Origin of the sequence: Aliarcobacter vitoriensis (assembly GCF_003316695.1) — a bacterium.
GTDB lineage: Bacteria > Campylobacterota > Campylobacteria > Campylobacterales > Arcobacteraceae > Aliarcobacter > Aliarcobacter vitoriensis.
On the sequence record NZ_PDKB01000010.1, the window covers coordinates 43,290 to 59,706 of the forward strand.

General features: G+C 28.2%; 16 protein-coding genes. 2 read left to right on the forward strand and 14 right to left on the reverse strand.

Annotated elements, in window-relative coordinates:
- The first annotated feature begins 4 nt into the window (after nt 1-4).
- Nucleotides 5-1,015: a bifunctional diaminohydroxyphosphoribosylaminopyrimidine deaminase/5-amino-6-(5-phosphoribosylamino)uracil reductase RibD gene (gene ribD, locus CRU91_RS06875; RefSeq protein ID WP_113894484.1), complete on the forward strand. Its 1,011-nt coding sequence runs from the start codon at nt 5-7 to the stop codon at nt 1,013-1,015.
- 47 nt (nt 1,016-1,062) lie between these two features.
- Here the strand turns inward: ribD and efp are convergent, their stop codons facing one another.
- The 7 genes from efp to pheS form a co-directional block, all read right to left on the reverse strand.
- Nucleotides 1,063-1,623, reverse strand: coding sequence for an elongation factor P (gene efp, locus CRU91_RS06880; protein WP_113894485.1), 561 nt, complete (start codon nt 1,621-1,623; stop codon nt 1,063-1,065).
- Nucleotides 1,624-1,632: 9 nt separating this feature from the next.
- Nucleotides 1,633-3,219 (reverse strand): phosphoglycerate dehydrogenase, encoded by a 1,587-nt coding sequence (gene serA, locus CRU91_RS06885; protein WP_113894486.1) that lies wholly within the window; start codon nt 3,217-3,219, stop codon nt 1,633-1,635.
- A 12-nt stretch (nt 3,220-3,231) separates the two neighbouring features.
- Nucleotides 3,232-4,884 (reverse strand): 30S ribosomal protein S1, encoded by a 1,653-nt coding sequence (locus CRU91_RS06890; protein WP_113894487.1) that lies wholly within the window; start codon nt 4,882-4,884, stop codon nt 3,232-3,234.
- A 69-nt stretch (nt 4,885-4,953) separates the two neighbouring features.
- Entirely contained in the window at nt 4,954-5,790 is an 837-nt protein-coding gene (locus CRU91_RS06895; RefSeq protein WP_113894488.1) for a 4-hydroxy-3-methylbut-2-enyl diphosphate reductase, read from the reverse strand.
- A gap of 9 nt (nt 5,791-5,799) precedes the next feature.
- Nucleotides 5,800-7,080 carry a 3-phosphoshikimate 1-carboxyvinyltransferase gene (gene aroA / locus CRU91_RS06900; RefSeq protein WP_113894489.1) on the reverse strand — a complete coding sequence of 427 codons (1,281 nt, stop codon included), beginning with the start codon at nt 7,078-7,080 and terminating at the stop codon, nt 5,800-5,802.
- 11 nt (nt 7,081-7,091) lie between these two features.
- Nucleotides 7,092-9,410 carry a phenylalanine--tRNA ligase subunit beta gene (pheT, locus tag CRU91_RS06905; RefSeq protein WP_113894490.1) on the reverse strand — a complete coding sequence of 773 codons (2,319 nt, stop codon included), beginning with the start codon at nt 9,408-9,410 and terminating at the stop codon, nt 7,092-7,094.
- Nucleotides 9,407-10,399, reverse strand: a complete 993-nt coding sequence (gene pheS / locus CRU91_RS06910; protein WP_113894491.1) for a phenylalanine--tRNA ligase subunit alpha — start codon at nt 10,397-10,399, stop codon at nt 9,407-9,409. Before pheS ends, pheT begins: the two co-directional genes overlap by 4 nt.
- A gap of 127 nt (nt 10,400-10,526) precedes the next feature.
- Between pheS and CRU91_RS06915 the strand changes: the two genes are divergently transcribed.
- Complete coding sequence (locus CRU91_RS06915) at nt 10,527-10,865, forward strand: histidine triad nucleotide-binding protein (RefSeq protein WP_113894492.1); 339 nt, start codon at nt 10,527-10,529, stop codon at nt 10,863-10,865.
- 22 nt (nt 10,866-10,887) lie between these two features.
- Here CRU91_RS06915 and accA read toward each other — a convergent pair whose 3' ends face one another.
- From accA to queC, 7 genes are all read right to left on the reverse strand, one after another.
- Nucleotides 10,888-11,823, reverse strand: coding sequence for an acetyl-CoA carboxylase carboxyl transferase subunit alpha (gene accA, locus CRU91_RS06920; protein ID WP_113894493.1), 936 nt, complete (start codon nt 11,821-11,823; stop codon nt 10,888-10,890).
- 48 nt (nt 11,824-11,871) lie between these two features.
- The gene (locus tag CRU91_RS06925) at nt 11,872-13,131 is read right to left on the reverse strand and encodes a beta-ketoacyl-ACP synthase II (RefSeq protein ID WP_113894494.1); all 1,260 of its coding nucleotides are present in this window, start codon (nt 13,129-13,131) and stop codon (nt 11,872-11,874) included.
- Nucleotides 13,132-13,248: 117 nt separating this feature from the next.
- A complete protein-coding gene (gene acpP, locus CRU91_RS06930) occupies nt 13,249-13,479 on the reverse strand; it encodes an acyl carrier protein (RefSeq protein WP_026804042.1) in 231 nt (76 codons plus the stop codon).
- Between the two features lie 93 nt (nt 13,480-13,572).
- Complete coding sequence (gene fabG, locus CRU91_RS06935) at nt 13,573-14,316, reverse strand: 3-oxoacyl-ACP reductase FabG (protein WP_113894495.1); 744 nt, start codon at nt 14,314-14,316, stop codon at nt 13,573-13,575.
- 56 nt (nt 14,317-14,372) lie between these two features.
- Nucleotides 14,373-15,137, reverse strand: coding sequence for a 7-carboxy-7-deazaguanine synthase QueE (locus CRU91_RS06940; RefSeq protein WP_113894496.1), 765 nt, complete (start codon nt 15,135-15,137; stop codon nt 14,373-14,375).
- On the reverse strand, nt 15,130-15,651 hold the full coding sequence (locus CRU91_RS06945) for a 6-carboxytetrahydropterin synthase (protein ID WP_113894497.1): 522 nt from the start codon (nt 15,649-15,651) through the stop codon (nt 15,130-15,132). Before CRU91_RS06945 ends, CRU91_RS06940 begins: the two co-directional genes overlap by 8 nt.
- Nucleotides 15,652-16,335: a 7-cyano-7-deazaguanine synthase QueC gene (gene queC / locus CRU91_RS06950; protein ID WP_113894498.1), complete on the reverse strand. Its 684-nt coding sequence runs from the start codon at nt 16,333-16,335 to the stop codon at nt 15,652-15,654. It lies immediately after the preceding gene.
- Nucleotides 16,336-16,417: the final 82 nt, after the last annotated feature.

Below are 16,417 nucleotides of genomic sequence, written 5' to 3' on the forward strand. Positions count from 1 at the left end.
TAAAATGAAAATTGATGATAATTTCTATATGAAATTAGCCATTGATGAGGCTTGGAAATATCAACTTTTAACTTATCCAAATCCAGCTGTTGGCTGTGTTATTGTAAAAGATGGAAGAATTTTAGCAATAGAAGCACATAAAGAAGCTGGAATGCCACATGCTGAAATAAACGCTTTAAAAACTGCATTTTTAACAAAAGAATCAAATTCACTTCTAAAAATAAAAAATGATTCAACTGAAATACATAGATTTTTAATGGAAAACCATGATGGTTTTTTTGAAGATTGTGAAATTTTTGTAACTTTAGAGCCTTGCAATCATATAGGAAAAACTCCATCTTGCGCAAAACTTTTATCTATTTTAAAACCTAAAAGAGTGATTGTTAGTGTTGAAGACCCAAATAAACAAGCAAGTGGTGGAATAGAAACCCTAAAAAATGTAAATATTGAAGTTATAATTGGAGTTTTAAAAAAAGAAGGAGAAAATTTAATTCTTCCTTTTAAAACTTGGCAAAATAAAACTTGTATATTTTTTAAAATGGCACAAACTTTAAATGGAATGATAGACGGTCAAATCTCTACACATAGAGCAAAACTTTATGTGCATACTATAAGAGATAAAATAGACCTCCTTATGGTTGGTGGGAACACTGTAAGAATTGATAAGCCAACTTTAGATACTAGATATGTATTTGGTAAAGATCCAGATGTATTTATATATAGTAAAAATAAGGTTTTTAGCCAAAATATACCACTTTTTAATATAGCTAATAGAAAAGTTATAGTTTCAGATGATTTGTTTAAATTACTTGATTATAAGTTTATTATGGTTGAAGGAGTTTATAATCTTCTTAATATTTTAAAAGATAAGATAGATTTTATTGTTTTAATTGTAAATCCAAAGATTAGAAGTGGAATAAATGCTATAAATGATATTAATTTAGATTTTGAAATATTACACGAAAATTATTTGGGAGATGAAAAAATAGTTTTTCTAAAAAGAAAATATATATAATAAAAAACCCAAATCTTTATGATTTGGGTTTAAAAGATACTTTAATTCTACTTTACTTTTTCTAAGTATTCACCAGTTCTTGTATCAACTCTAATAGTCTCACCCTCTAAAATATGAAAAGGTATTTGAACTACTGCTCCAGACTCTAAAGTAGCTGGTTTTCTTCCACCTTGAGAATCACCTTTAAAGTTTGGTGGAGTCTCTACAATTTTTAGTTCAACAACCATCGGTGGTTCAACTGTGATAGCTTTACCATTAAAGTACATCATATCACAACTCATACCATCTATAATCCAATCGAATGCTTCACCTACTTGATCATAAGTTAAACCTTCTTGCTCATAAGTTGTTGTATCCATAAATTGTAACAATTCACCATCATCATATAAAAATTGCATCTGTTTTTGTTGTAAATTTGGAACTTCGCATTTATCACCAGCATGGAAAGTTTTTTCAATAACTTTTCCATTTAAAAATGATTTTATTTTGCATCTAACAAATGCTGCACCTTTTCCTGGTTTTACGTGTTGGTATTCTGTAATTTTATAAGGAATACCATCAACTTCAATCTTCAAACCTTTTTTTAATTCACTCATTCCTATTGCCATACTCTCTCCTTAAATTTCAGCATAAGCAATAGCTATTGAAGCCTCAAGACTTTCAAGCTCTGCTATTACTTTTGAACTAGCTTTTTCATCTATTAAAATTACTGCTAAAGCAATACCATCCTTACCTCTTGATAGTCTAAAGTCAGATATATTGATGCCGTGATTTCCAAGAATATTTCCAACTTTGCCAATAACACCTGGAATATCTTTATTTCTCATAATGATCATTTTACCTTTTGGTTCAATATCAATAGCAAAACCATCAAAATCAATAACTCTTTGAACTTCATCTCCAAAAACAGTTCCTGATATAGTTTTAACACCTTTTGAAGTTGTAATTTTTATAGTAACTTTGTTTTTATATCCATTGCAATTTGAAGAAGATTTAGTAACTAAATCAATACCTTTTTCTTTTGCTATGAAGTTTGCATTTACATAGTTTACACTTAAACCAGAGCTTACGTTTAGTACTCCAACGCTTGCAAAAGTTTGTAGTGAATCAACAAAATCTCCTAATTCACCTTCAGCATTTACTTCAATAGCTCTAATTTCACTTTTACTTATTTGTGCTAGTAAAAATGCCATTTTTTGAGTTAATTCAATATATGGTTTTACAAAAGATGGTATTTTACTCTCATCAATTGGTAAATTTAAAGCATTTGGATATGCAATTCCTCTTGCACTTTCTATAGCATTATTAGCACTTTGAACAGATATTTCTCTTTGAGATTCTTTAGTATTTGCACCTAAGTGAGCAGTAACAGTAACATTTGGTAAATCTAAAAGAGGATGAGAAGTAGCTGGTTCTTTTTTGAATACATCAATTCCAGCCATAGCAATTTTACCAGATTTTAGATTTTCCACTAAAGCTTCTTCATTGTACAATCCACCTCTTGCACAATTTATTAAAACAACTCCATCTTTCATTTTTTTAATTTCATCAAAACTTATCATATCAATAGTTTCTTTGTTTTTTGGAGTATGAATTGTAATAATATCACAAGCTAAAATATCATCAAAATTAGTAGTATATTTTATACCTAAATCTGTAGCTTTTGTTGAAGGAATATATGGATCATAAGCAATAACATCCATCTCAAAACCTTTTGCTCTTAGTGCTACTCTATGACCAATATTACCAAAACCAATAACACCTAGTTTTTTTCCATAAAGTTCATTTCCATACCAATCTTCTCTTTTCCAAACTCTATCGTTTTTAAGTTGATTATGAGCATAAGGAAATTTTCTCATACAAGAAAGCATATGAGCCATAGTAAGTTCAACTGCTGCTATAGTGTTTGCAGTTGGAACATTCATAGCAATTATTCCTCTTTTACTACAACCATCTATATCAACATTATCATAACCAACACCAGCTCTAATAATAGCTTTTAAATTTGTTGCAGCATTTAAAAATTTTTCATCAACATCTGTTGAAGATCTAGTAATTGCAACATCTGCATCTTTTATAATATCTAATAGTTTTGTTTTATCAATATCAGCTGCATATACATAATTTATATCTTCTGTATTTTGTAAAATATTTAAACCAGCTTCATGAATATGATCACAAACTACAATTGTATTTTTATTCATCAGAAATCCTACTTATTTTATTTGATCTTTTAAAATATCACCAAGAGTCATAGAAGAGTCATCATTCACTGATTTTAACATTTCTCTTTCTTGTTGTTGCTCTAATCTTTTTACAGATAATCTAACTCTATTTTTCTTAGTATCAATGTTAATAATTACAGCTTCAATTTCATCACCATTTTTAACATCATCAATATTTAATGGTCCAAAATCTTCATTTCTGATTAATCCATCAAGATTATTTTCAAGTTTTATGAATACTCCAAACTCTTTTTTGTCTTTCACTATACCTTTGATAATATCACCAACTTTATAGTTGTCTTGGAATTTTTTAGCTGGTGATTCTGCAATATCTTTTATTGAAAGAGATATATTTTCTTTTTCTCTATCAATTTTGATAATTTTTACTTCTACTTCGTCACCTTTTTTAAATAATGTTTTACATTTTACATTTGGTTCCCAAGAAGCTTCCTCATTATGTAACAATCCATCAACTTCACCTAAAGTAACAAATGCACCAAATTCAGTTAAAGTTGCAATTTTACCTTTTAACACATCACCAACTTTATTAGAATTTATAAATTTTGTAAATGGTTTTTCTTGAAGATTTTTTAAAGATACTCTTAATCTTTTTTGGTCAAAATTTAGTTCAATTACTTCAACATTAATTTCATCACCAATATTTAAAATCTCTTTTGGATTTTTAATATTTTTATTCCAAGATAGCTCAGAAATATGTAATAACCCTTCTATATCATTACCTAAATCAACAAACGCTCCATAAGATTCAAAATTAGAAACAGTAACAGTGATTGTATCTCCCACTTCTAATTTATCTTTTATCTCTTCCCATGGATTTGATAAAGCAGCTTTAATTGAAAGGCTTAAGTGTTGTTTTGTTTTATCATAAGATAACACAACAACTGAAACAGTATCACCTTCGCTAAAATAATTTGCAGGATTAACTGGTCCTTTGTAAGATATCTCATTATAGTTTACTAAACCATCAATTCCACCTAAATCAACAAACATTCCATAAGAAGTAATTTTTTTAACAATACCATCAATAGGTGATTTGTTTTCTAAAATTTCAGTTACCTTAGTATCTTTAATTGATTTTGATTCTTCAATTAGTTTTTTTCTTGAAACAATTATAGAAGCTTGATTTGTATTTACTTTAATAACTTTAGCTTTTACTGTTTTTCCAATAGCTCCAATAGTTTTCATGTAAGATTGTGCTAGTGGCATAAAATATTCACAACCATCTATATCTTCTATTGTAAATCCACCTCTTTGTTTAACAGCTACAACTTTACCTTCTATTGTTACATCTTCAAAATTATCACCATGCGCTTTTACAAAATTATCAAATTTTTCTTTTTGAAGAACTTTTTTATGTGAGATATTTGGTCTTTCACCTTTATTCCCCATAAGCATTACAGGGATTGTGTCACCAACTTTATATTTTACTTCACCATTTATAGTAATTTCATTTAAAGATAGTAATCCTTCAATTTTTTGACCAACATCAACTAAAACTTTTTCGTCTGTAATTTCAACAATTACACCATCAACAACAGAGTTATTCTCTGCTTGTTCAAAAGATTCATTAAGTAGTTGCTCAAAGTCAAATTCTTCGCCTAAATCTATATCATCCATATGCATTTTCGTACCTTCTTGTTTACCAGTTTTATTTAAAATAGGACGATTATACAAAAAAAAGGCTTAAATTACCTATTTGAAATTTTTGATTTTATCTACGACTTTTTGAATTACCCAATCTGGTGTACTTGCTCCTGCAGTTATTCCACAAAACTCTTTATTTTTGAACCAAGAGCTATCTATATCATCTTCATTTTCAATTAAATATGAATCATGGCAATTTTCAAGGCAAATAGAGTGAAGTTGTTTTGTATTTGAAGAGTTTTTACCTCCAATAACAATCATAATATCTGCTTTTATTGAAATATCCCTTGCTGCATCTTGATTCTCAAATGTTGCATCACAAATAGTATTAAAGACTCTAACTTCTTTATTTCTTAAAATTAGATGATTTACTATTTCCAAATAAGTCTCTTTTTTCTTTGTTGTTTGTGCAACACAAGCAATCTTTTTATGCTTAAAATTTATATTTTCTAAATCTTCAATCCCTAAAACAATATGAACATCATCTAAATCAGAAGCATAAGATTGCACACCTTTTACCTCGGGATGTTCTTTATCTCCAAAAATTAGTATTGAGTAACCATCTTTTGACATATCTTTTACAATGTTTTGTGGTGTTGTAACAAATGGACAAGTAGCGTTTATCACTTTTGTATTCATAGCTTTTAAATTTTTTAAATCATTTTTTGGAATACCATGTGTTCTTATAATTACTGTATCGTTCTCTTTTACATCATTTAAGTTTGAATAAAGACCAACATTAAAATCATTTTTTAAACGATTTATCTCGTCTTGATTGTGAATTAATGGTCCCATTGTTGCAGAATTTGTATATTTTTGAGCAATATTTATAGCTCTTTTAACTCCAAAACAAAAACCATAATTTGATGCTAATTCAATTTTCAAAACTTATCCTTATATATATAAAGAGTCTAAAATCTCTTTAAAATTAGGAAAAGAAGTCTCTATACAGTCTATATCTTCTATATTCATATCACAATTTAATCCAGCAATTGCAAAACTCATAGCAATTCTATGATCACCATATGAATTTATAGTTGATTTTTGTAAACTTCCACCAGTTATTTCATATCCATCTTCAAATTCTGTAAATTTAACACCACAAAGTTTCAAATTGTTTACAACACTTGATATTCTATCACTTTCTTTTACTCTAAGTTCTTTTGCATTTGAAACTTTTGATGTTCCTTTTGCCAAACTCATAGCAATAGATAGTGCAGGAAGTTCATCTATTAGCCATGAAATGTTTTCACTAACATCAATACCATTTAACTCATTGTTTATTACTTCGATATCTCCAATTGGTTCATAAATATTTTCTTTTTCTATAAAGTTTACGATTACACCCATTCTTTTTAAAACTTCATAAGCCTCAATTCTTGTAGGATTTAATGTAACATTTTTTATTAAAACTCTTGAATTTGGAGTAATTGCTGCTGCAACTGCAAAGAAAAAAGCTGAGCTTGGATCTGTTGGAACAGTTATATTTAAAGGGTCTAAATGAGCTTTTAAAGGATGAATATTTATAAATCCTTCATTATCATATTCTAAAGTTGCCCCCATACCTTTTAACATTCTTTCTGTGTGATCTCTTGTTAATTCATTTTCTTTATATTTTGAAACTCCATTTGCTCTAAGTGCAGCCAAAATCATAGCTGATTTAACTTGTGCTGAATCAACAGGAGAGTGATAAATGAAAGGTTCTAATTCTTTTACCCCTCGTATAAAAAGGGGGGCTTTATTCCCATTTTCTCTTCCATCAATATTTGCTCCAATACTTCTTAGTGGGTCAGCAACTCTTTTCATTGGACGATTTCTTAAATATTTATCTCCAGTTAATATAAAGCTTCCCTCAATACTTGCTAGCAGTCCACAAAATAATCTCATAGCTGTTCCAGAATTTCCACAATCAAGAATGTTTGAAGGTTCAGTTAGAATATCTTTTGGAGTTATTTCAACATTACTTCCAACTCTTTTTATAGTTGCACCCAACTGTTCAACAATACTTAGAGTATTTAGAGTATCTTCAGCTGTTAGATAGTTTTTTATATATGAAGTTTGGTTTGAAAAAAGTGAAAACATCGCACATCTATGAGATATAGATTTATCACTTGCTATAGTTGATATTGTAATATCAAAAGGTTTTACTAATCTATTAATGCTAAAATTTTTCACTTTTTTCCTTTTTATCTAATAGTAATTGACAATCTTTCTTTTAAAACATCTAAAATAGAGTTCATTATAGAGTTAATATCATTATCATCCAAAGTTTTTTCATCACTTTGTAAAATAAATCTTATAGTTAAACTCTCATTATCTCCTAACTTTTCATCACTATAAATATCTATTAAATTATATTGTTTAATAATATTATTATTTAATGAATCAATAGCTTTTTTTATCTCTTTAAATTGTATTGATTTTGGAGTAATAATACTTAAATCTTTTCTTGAAACTTGAAATTTCGAGTAAGGATTTGCTTTTATTAAATCATTTTTTATACTCTCAAAATCAACTTCTGCCATAAAAGTATCACTTAAATCAAAATCATTAGTTACATTTGGATGTAGTTTAAATATATGTCCAACAATATTTCCATCTATTAAAATATTTGCATTTTGATATGGATGAATAAAATCATTGTTTATTTCTATCATTGGCTCTAAATCAAATTCTCCAATACTATTTAAGACCTTTTTAGCAAATGAAAAAAACTCGATATTCTTTGGTTTTCCTGCATTGCTTACATCTTCAATTTCAGATGCTCCACTATAGATAAAACTAATTTTTTTAGATTCATTTCTATTCTCATCAAAAACTGTTCCAATTTCAAAGAAAGATGTTTTTCTTGCACCCACTTTAAAATTATTTGAACAAGCTTCAACTAGATTATAAAATAGAGTAGTTCTATATGTATTTAACTCTTTTACTATTGGATTTATTAAATCTAGTTCATTTTTAACTGTTTTAAATCCATACTTTTCTAAACCTTCTTTTGAAGTGAATACATAAGTTAATGTTTCAAAAAAGCCATTTTCTATCGCTTTTGCTCTTATTTTATTTTTCTTAATTAAATCATTTGATGTTTTATTTATTCTTTTTACTTCATCAATTGCTAAAGGCTTTGCTTGTATTTTGTCAATGCCTATCATTCTTATAACTTCTTCCGTTATATCTGCAATATTTTTTACATCATGTCTATATAAAGGTACTTTGATAAGTAGAATATCATCTAAAGACTCTTTTATTTCAAAATCTAAAGCTGTTAATATTCTTTCAATTTCAAATTTATCGATTTCTTCTCCAATAATAGAGTTTATTTTATTTACACTAACACTCAAAGTAGTTTTCTCTATTTCTTCTAAAAACTCTTTTGTTCCAGAGTATATAGTTGCACCTAATTTTGACGTAAAATTTGCAAAGTAGTCTAAACCAAACTCTAAATTTGGTTCACTTCCTCTTGAAGATTTATAAAAAACATCACTAGTTTTAATTTTTGTATCAAAAACCTTTCTTGATATAACTTCTGGATTTATATATGAAGCTTCAACTAAAAAATCTTTACAATCTTCTTCAAAATCTTTATGCTCAACACCAATAGTACTCAAAATCTCACCTTGAGAATAAAGACTATCAAATCCTAATCCATTTTTCTTTAAATCCCAAACATAAAGTTCATTTTTCAATGTAGCCTTATCTTTTGGATAGGCGTTGAAAATAACTCCTACAGAGTGTGTAAGATAACTCAAAGTATTTTTAATATCACTGTTGTTTTTTAATTTTCCAATAGTAGCTAATCTTAAATTTGTGATTAAATCTAGATTAAAATTTGTAAAATTTATTGCTTTGTATGCCAAAAATGAGTCAATATTGCTACTAGTAATATCAAACAATTGACCTATACTTAGTTCGTTATAGTTTACTTCTTTATCAAGTTCAATTAAAGGAATCTCATAATAAGCACTTAATTCTCTTGCTACTCCTAAAATACTTAAACAATCTCCTCTATTTGGAGTAAGTCCAATTTCGATAATGGTATCATTTAAACTTTTATAATCTTTTAGTTCTTTTCCTAAAATAAGTTCTCCAATAGAGTTATCAAGTAACATAATTCCATCATTTAGCTTTGGAAGACCAATTTCCGTAGAAGAACAAATCATACCATTTGATTCTACTCCTCTTAGTTTTGCAGCTTTGATTTTTAAATCACCTAAAGCAGCTCCAACAGTAGCAACTACAACAAACTGTCCTATATCAACATTTGTTGCACCACAAACAATTTGTTCTATTTTGTCTCCTAAGTCTACTTGACAAATATTTAATTTATCAGCATCAGGATGTTTCTCTTTTTCTAATATTTTACCTACTACAACTTTTTGTGCAATTGATATATTATTTACACTATCTACCTCTAGCCCAATAGAATTTAGAGTTTTACAAATCTCTTCAATACTTAGATGAGATATATTAATGAATTGTTCTAACCAATTTTTCGTAATTATCATTTAAATTGTCCTAATAATCTTGTATCACTTTCAAATAAAGATCTTAAATCACCAATACTATGAATTAACATTGCAAATCTCTCTATTCCTAATCCAAAAGCATACCCTGATTTATTTTTATATCCTACTGCATCAAAAACATTTTGATCTACAATACCGCAACCTAGTACTTCAAGCCAACCTGTTTGTGAACATACACGACAACCATTTCCTTTACAAAATACACATGAAATATCAACTTCAGCTGATGGTTCTGTAAATGGAAAATATGATGGTCTAAATCTAACTTCAACCTCTCCAAACATATGTTGTAAAAATTCGACTAAAACATGTTTTAAATTTGCAAATGATATTTTGTCTGCTTCATCAACTACAAGTGCTTCTATTTGATGAAACATTGGAGTATGAGTTATATCAAAATCTCTCCTAAAAACAGTTCCTGGAGCAATCATTCTAATAGGAGATTTTTGAGAAAGCATAGTTCTTATTTGAACAGGTGAAGTGTGAGTTCTTAAAAGTGTATAATCTTTGTTGTAAAAAGTATCTGCCATATCACGTGCTGGGTGGTACTTTGGAAGGTTTAAAGCTTCAAAATTATGAAAATCATCTTCTACTAAAGGACCCTCTTCAACTGCAAAATTTAGATTTTGAAAATAAGTTATTATTCTATTCATCGTTTCAGAAACTGGGTGAACTGCACCACATGACAGTTCTTTGTTGAATTTAGTAACATCTATTTTTTCAGATTCTAATTTTTTATTCAAACTCTCTTTTTCAAGTTCTAATTTCTTTTCTTCAATAGCATCTGTGATAGCTTCTTTTTGCTTATTTAGATTTTCTGCAAATGATTTCTTTTCTTCATTTGGTATATCTTTCATCTTTGCAAACTCAATAGTCAAAACACCTTTTTTACCTAATATTTCAACTCTTACACTTTCCAAATCTTCAAGTGTTTTTGTATTTTGTATTTTTTCAATCCAAAGATTCACTTTTGTTTCCTAATTCTAAATTCATATTATATTTATCTAATTCAAAGTAGCGATTGTATCTAATACTTTATTAGAGTTTGGTTATAATGGTATTTACAGCAAATGCAACAAATTAAAGGATAATCATATGTGTATATTTTGTAAAATAGTAAATAAAGAGATACCTAGTAATATAGTATTAGAAGATGAAAATTTTTTAGCTTTTCATGATATTAATCCAACTAGAAAGGTTCATGTTCTAGTTATCCCTAAAATTCATTTTGACTCATTCCAAGTAACAAATTCTGACATTATGCGGGATATGACAAAATTTATTCAACAAGTAGCAATTGAATTAAATATTGATAAAAGTGGATATAGACTAATTACAAATATTGGAAATGATGGTGGACAAGAAGTATCTCATTTACATTTTCACTTAATAGGTGGAGAAAAAGTTGGAAGATTAGTAAGAGAAAGAGAGTAGGCTAAACTAAGATGTTTAGCTTTTACTCTTGAAATGAACCAAGATTCATTATTTTTTGATATTTTCTTTCTTGTCTTTCTTTTGGTGTTAGTTTTTTTAACTCTTCAATTGAACTTAAAAAATATTCTTTTAACGCTATTATTGCTTCATCTTTTTTTCTATGTGCACCAATCAATGGTTCATTAATAACGTCATCTACCAAATTTAACTGTTTTAAATTTTCAGCTGTAATTTTCAGTGCTTGTGCTGCTGTTTCAACCTTTGTTGGATCATTCCACAAAATAGCACTACATCCTTCTGGAGATATAACTGCATATACCGAATATCTCATCATCGCAAGTTTATCAGCAATAGAAATAGCTAAAGCACCACCACTTCCACCTTCTCCAATTACAACTGAAATAGTTGGTGTTGTAAGATTTGCAAATTCAAATAGGTTTCTAGCAATTGCTTCACTTTGATTTCGCTCTTCAGCACCCAATCCTGGATATGCACCTGGAGTATCAACTAACATTAACACTGGAATTTGAAATTTTTCAGCCATTTGAGCAGCTCTTAATGCTTTTCTATAGCCTTCAGGATTTGGCATACCAAAATTTCTTTTTAATTTTTCTTTAGTTCCTCTACCTTTTTGCTCTCCAATTACTAGAACTCTTTGTGTTCCAATAAATCCTAAGTAGCACACAATAGCATGATCATCAACAAAATGTCTATCACCATGAATCTCATAAGCATTTGTAAGAATTCCTAAAATATAATCAAGAGCATATGGTCTATCAGGATGTCTTGCTAATTGAAGTTTTTGATAATCATTTAAATTTTTAAAAGTTTTTTCAACCTCTTTTTCCAATTTTTTTTCTAAAATATCAACAGCATGTTCATCTGCTTTAGTTTTTGCGATTATTATCTCTTCTTCAATTTTTTTGATTTTTTCTTCAAATTCTAAGTAAGTTGCCAATTTTTTTCCTCAATAAAAAAGGGATTTTTTCATCCCTTTTTTATATATTTATTTCGTATATTTTTTGAATATTATAGAACCGTTTGTTCCACCAAAACCAAAATTATTACTCATAACTGTTGTTAATTCAGTTTTTCTTGCTACATTTGGAACTACATCTAAATCACACTCTGGATCTTGATTTATAACATTTATTGTTGGAGGAATAATACCTTCATTTAAAGCCTTAATAGCCATAATAGCTTCAATAGCTCCTGCTGCTCCTAAACAATGACCTATTTGTCCTTTTGTCGAAGAAACTGGTGGACAGTTCTCTTTTCCTCCAAATAGTGCTTTAATTGCAGCGGTTTCATTTTTGTCACCAACTGGAGTTGAAGTTCCATGAGTATTAATATAGTCAATTTTTGGATATTCTCCTGTTATATTTTTTGTCATTTCAAAAGCTGCTTTCATAGCTCTTAGCGGTCCATCAATAACTGGTGAAGTGATATGATTTGCATCACCGCTTTCTCCAAAACCAATAATTTCACAATATATTTTTGCATTTCTTTCTAATGCACTATCTAAAGTTTCAACAACTAAAGCTCCAGCACCTTCTCCCATAACAAAACCATCTCTGTCAATATCAAAAGGACGAGAAGCAGTTTTTGGGTCATCATTTCTTGTTGATAATGCTTTCATTGCCGCAAATCCACCAACTCCAGCACCACAAATAGCACTTTCTGCTCCAACAACCAATATTCTATCTGCACCATTTAACATAATAGTTTTAACAGCATCACTTAAAGCGTGAGTTGAAGCTGCACAAGCTGTAACATGTCCTAATGAAGGTCCTTTCAAATTGTGTTCAATAGATATAAAACCACTCAACATATTAGCTAATGATGAAGGTATAAAAAAGGGAGATATTTTTCTTGAACCTCTAGTATCACATATTGTAGAGTTCTTTTGAATTGTTGATAATCCACCAATTCCAGAACCAGAAATAATTCCAAATCTATCTGCAATAGTAGAATCTACTTTTTTATTTTCAATTGTTACAAATCCACTATCAATCATTGCTTCTAAAGCAGCTTTAATACCTAATTGGATAAATCTATCAGCTTTTTTTACCTCTTTTTTGTCCATTACAGTTTCTGGATCAAAATTTTTAACTTCTCCTGCAATTTGTACAGTAAAATCATTTGTGTCAAATAGTGTTATCTTGTCTATTCCACAAACACCATTTACAATTGCATCGAAAGATTCACTTACATTATGTCCTGTAGAATTTATAGTACCTAGACCTGTAATAACAACTCTTTTCATATAGTTATGCTCCAATATATTAGTATTCTTATTTTATTTATTCAATTTTTACAATAAAAACTCAATAGAAAAAATTTTAAATGAAAGAAAAATCTTTCATTTAATCAAAGTATAAAATTACTTGTTATTTTCGATGTATGCTATTGCATCACCAACAGTTAAAATTTTCTCAGCTTCTTCATCTGGGATTTCGATTTCAAATTTTTCTTCTAGTGCCATTACAAGCTCAACAACATCTAGTGAATCTGCTCCTAAATCTTCAATAAATTTTGAATCTTCTTTAACTTCTGCTGGATCACAATCTAATTGCTCTACAACAACTGCTTTTACATCATCTAATAATGCCATTTTTAATTCCTTTAATAAAATTGTCCTCTAATTATACAAAAAAGTTTTTAAAACTCATTTAAAATTTAAAAATATATGTTTAAAAACTATATTTTAAACATATAATCCACCATTTACTTTTAAAATTTCACCAGTAATATAAGATGAATGATCACTCAATAAAAATGCTACTGCATCAGCTATTTCACTTGGATTTCCAAATCTTGAAAGAGGTATATTTTTTTCATAATCAGCTTTTACTTCAGCTTTTAATAAATCAGTCATATCTGTTTGGATAAATCCAGGAGTTACACAATTGTATCTGATATTTCTACTTGCTGCTTCTTTTGCAAATGATTTTGTCATTGCATTTAATCCACCTTTTGATGCACTATAATTAGTTTGACCAGGATTTCCCATTTCTCCAACTATTGAAGATATATTTACTACTGAACCAAATCTTTTTTTACTCATAGTTTTTAAAGCTTCTCTACAACCAATAAATGCAGAAGTTAAATTTGCATCAATTACAGATGTAAAATCTTCAACACTCATTCTTAAAGCTAATTTATCTTTTGTAATTCCAGCATTATTTACTAAATATGCTAATTCTCCATCACTATCAATAATAGTTTTTATCATATTTATAAACTCTTCTTCATTTGTAACATCAGCTTTTATTATTGCAGCTTGTCCACCATTTTTTTCAATCTCTTCTTGAACTTTTTGTGCTTCCTCAATTTTACTTCTATAATTAATCCACACTTTTAGACCATAAGATGCTAAAGTTTTTGCAATTTGCTCTCCAATTCCTCTACCTGCACCAGTTATAAGTACATTGCCACCAGAAAATTTCATCATTAATCCTTATTATTTTTTAAATAAAGCTAGATTATAGCAATATTTATATTATATTAAACACCTCTTTTATTATTCCAAACTCTTATATGGAGTCTATCAGAGTATTTAAAACCATATTTTATAGCCAGATTTATAACTTTTATAGAGTTATTATCTATCTGTTTTGAAGTGTCACCTAAGGGCATTAAATAAACATCACACTTTGGAATATCTTTTAAAATATCATTTATTTCATCTATGGCTTGAGTTAAAAAATCATCTCCAATGACAAATTTCAAATATGATTCACTAGAATTTTGTAAAACAGTTGTTAACGTTGCTATATTTACTCTTTTTTTTAAAGGTTCTAAAGAGTTACTTAATTTTACACTCATAGAAAATATAAGTTTTTTTTGAAATTCTTCTTTAAAGTTTATATCTAAAGAACCATTCGTTTCAATAGTAACTTTATGATTTTTTTCTATATAGTATCTAAGTAGATTTTGAAATTCTACTTTATTCCAATATAAAAGTGGTTCTCCTCCAGTTATTACAATATCAATTTTATATTTATAATCAAAATTTTCAAGAAGTTTATTCACTTCATTTATAATATCAAGATGTGATTCATATTTATACCAATTATCTTTAAACTCTTTATCAACAGCATAATACGAATCACAAGCACATTTTTTTATTCCACTTGGAGTTTCATACTCTACACCAAAACCAACACAAGAAAAATTACACTTACCAAATCGAATAAATATGGAAGGTGATCCTACAAATTTACCTTCTCCTTGTATTGTTGGACCAAAAATCTCATTTATCTCAAGCATAAAAAGTGCTTTTACTTTTTGGGGTTTCCAAAAATTCTATATGAGAAACTTTGATATTTATCTCTTTCATTTTATTTTGGACAATTTTTAAAAGCCAAGCTGATAGATTTTCACTTGTTGGAACAAAATCAACGATAATAAAGCTCTCATAAAGCTCTAAAAATTCATCTCTAAAAGGAGTTAAATCAACTAAAGAATAACCATCATCAAATTTTTTTAAATTTTCTTTTTTGATATTTGGTACAATAGTTGAAAATAGTGGGTCATTTATATCTATTATAAACTTATGGTCTAAAATATCATCTAAAAAAGCTTTAAACCAATTTAGATGTTTAAAATCTGTAACCATTCCATCTTTTAGTGTTGTTGCTTCAAGATATACTATTACTTTTCCTTGATGTCCATGAAGATGGCGACACATAAGACAAGCATCAAGAGAAAAATCAACATTTAGTGTTTGTGACCAAACTCTATGACCATAACAAAAATCAAACTCTTTTGATATTTTCCACATCTAAAATTCCTTGTATTTTATTGGGTCTATACTATTTGCTTGTGTAAAACCATTTAATCTTAATCTACAAGAGTCACAAACTCCACAAGCTTCATGTTCTTCTTTATAGCATGACCAAGTAAGTTCAAGTGGAACACTAAGCTCAATAGCTTTTTGTACAATTTGAGATTTACTCAAATGTACTAAAGGAGTTATGATTTCTATTTTTGTATCCTCTTTTGTACCTTCATTGATAGCTTTAGAAATAGAACCTATAAAACTATCAGTACAATCAGGATAACCTGAACTATCTTCTTGAACAACTCCTATATACATAGCAGTTGCACCTTCTTTTTCTGCAACAGCAGTAGCAATACTTAAAAAAATACCATTTCTAAAAGGAACATAAGTTATAGGTACACCATCTTCTAAACCATTTGTTGGTACATCTATATTTAAATCAGTTAAAGCATTTGCACCAATTTGTGTAAAAAATGGAATATCTATTTCATATTTATTGACAACATTTAGCTCTTTGCAAATATCTCTAAAAGCTTTTAATTCTTTGTTTTGTGTTCTTTGTCCATAATTAAAGTGTACAGCTATTAATTCATAGCCATCAGTTTTTGCAATGTATGAACTTAAAGTTGAATCCATTCCACCACTTAAAATTACTATAGCTTTTTTATTTAAATTGTTATTCATATTAAAAAATCCTTTTGTCATAAAAAATGTATTGAATTTGGAAATTATAAACTTATGACAAGTTGGATATAATAGCAAAATT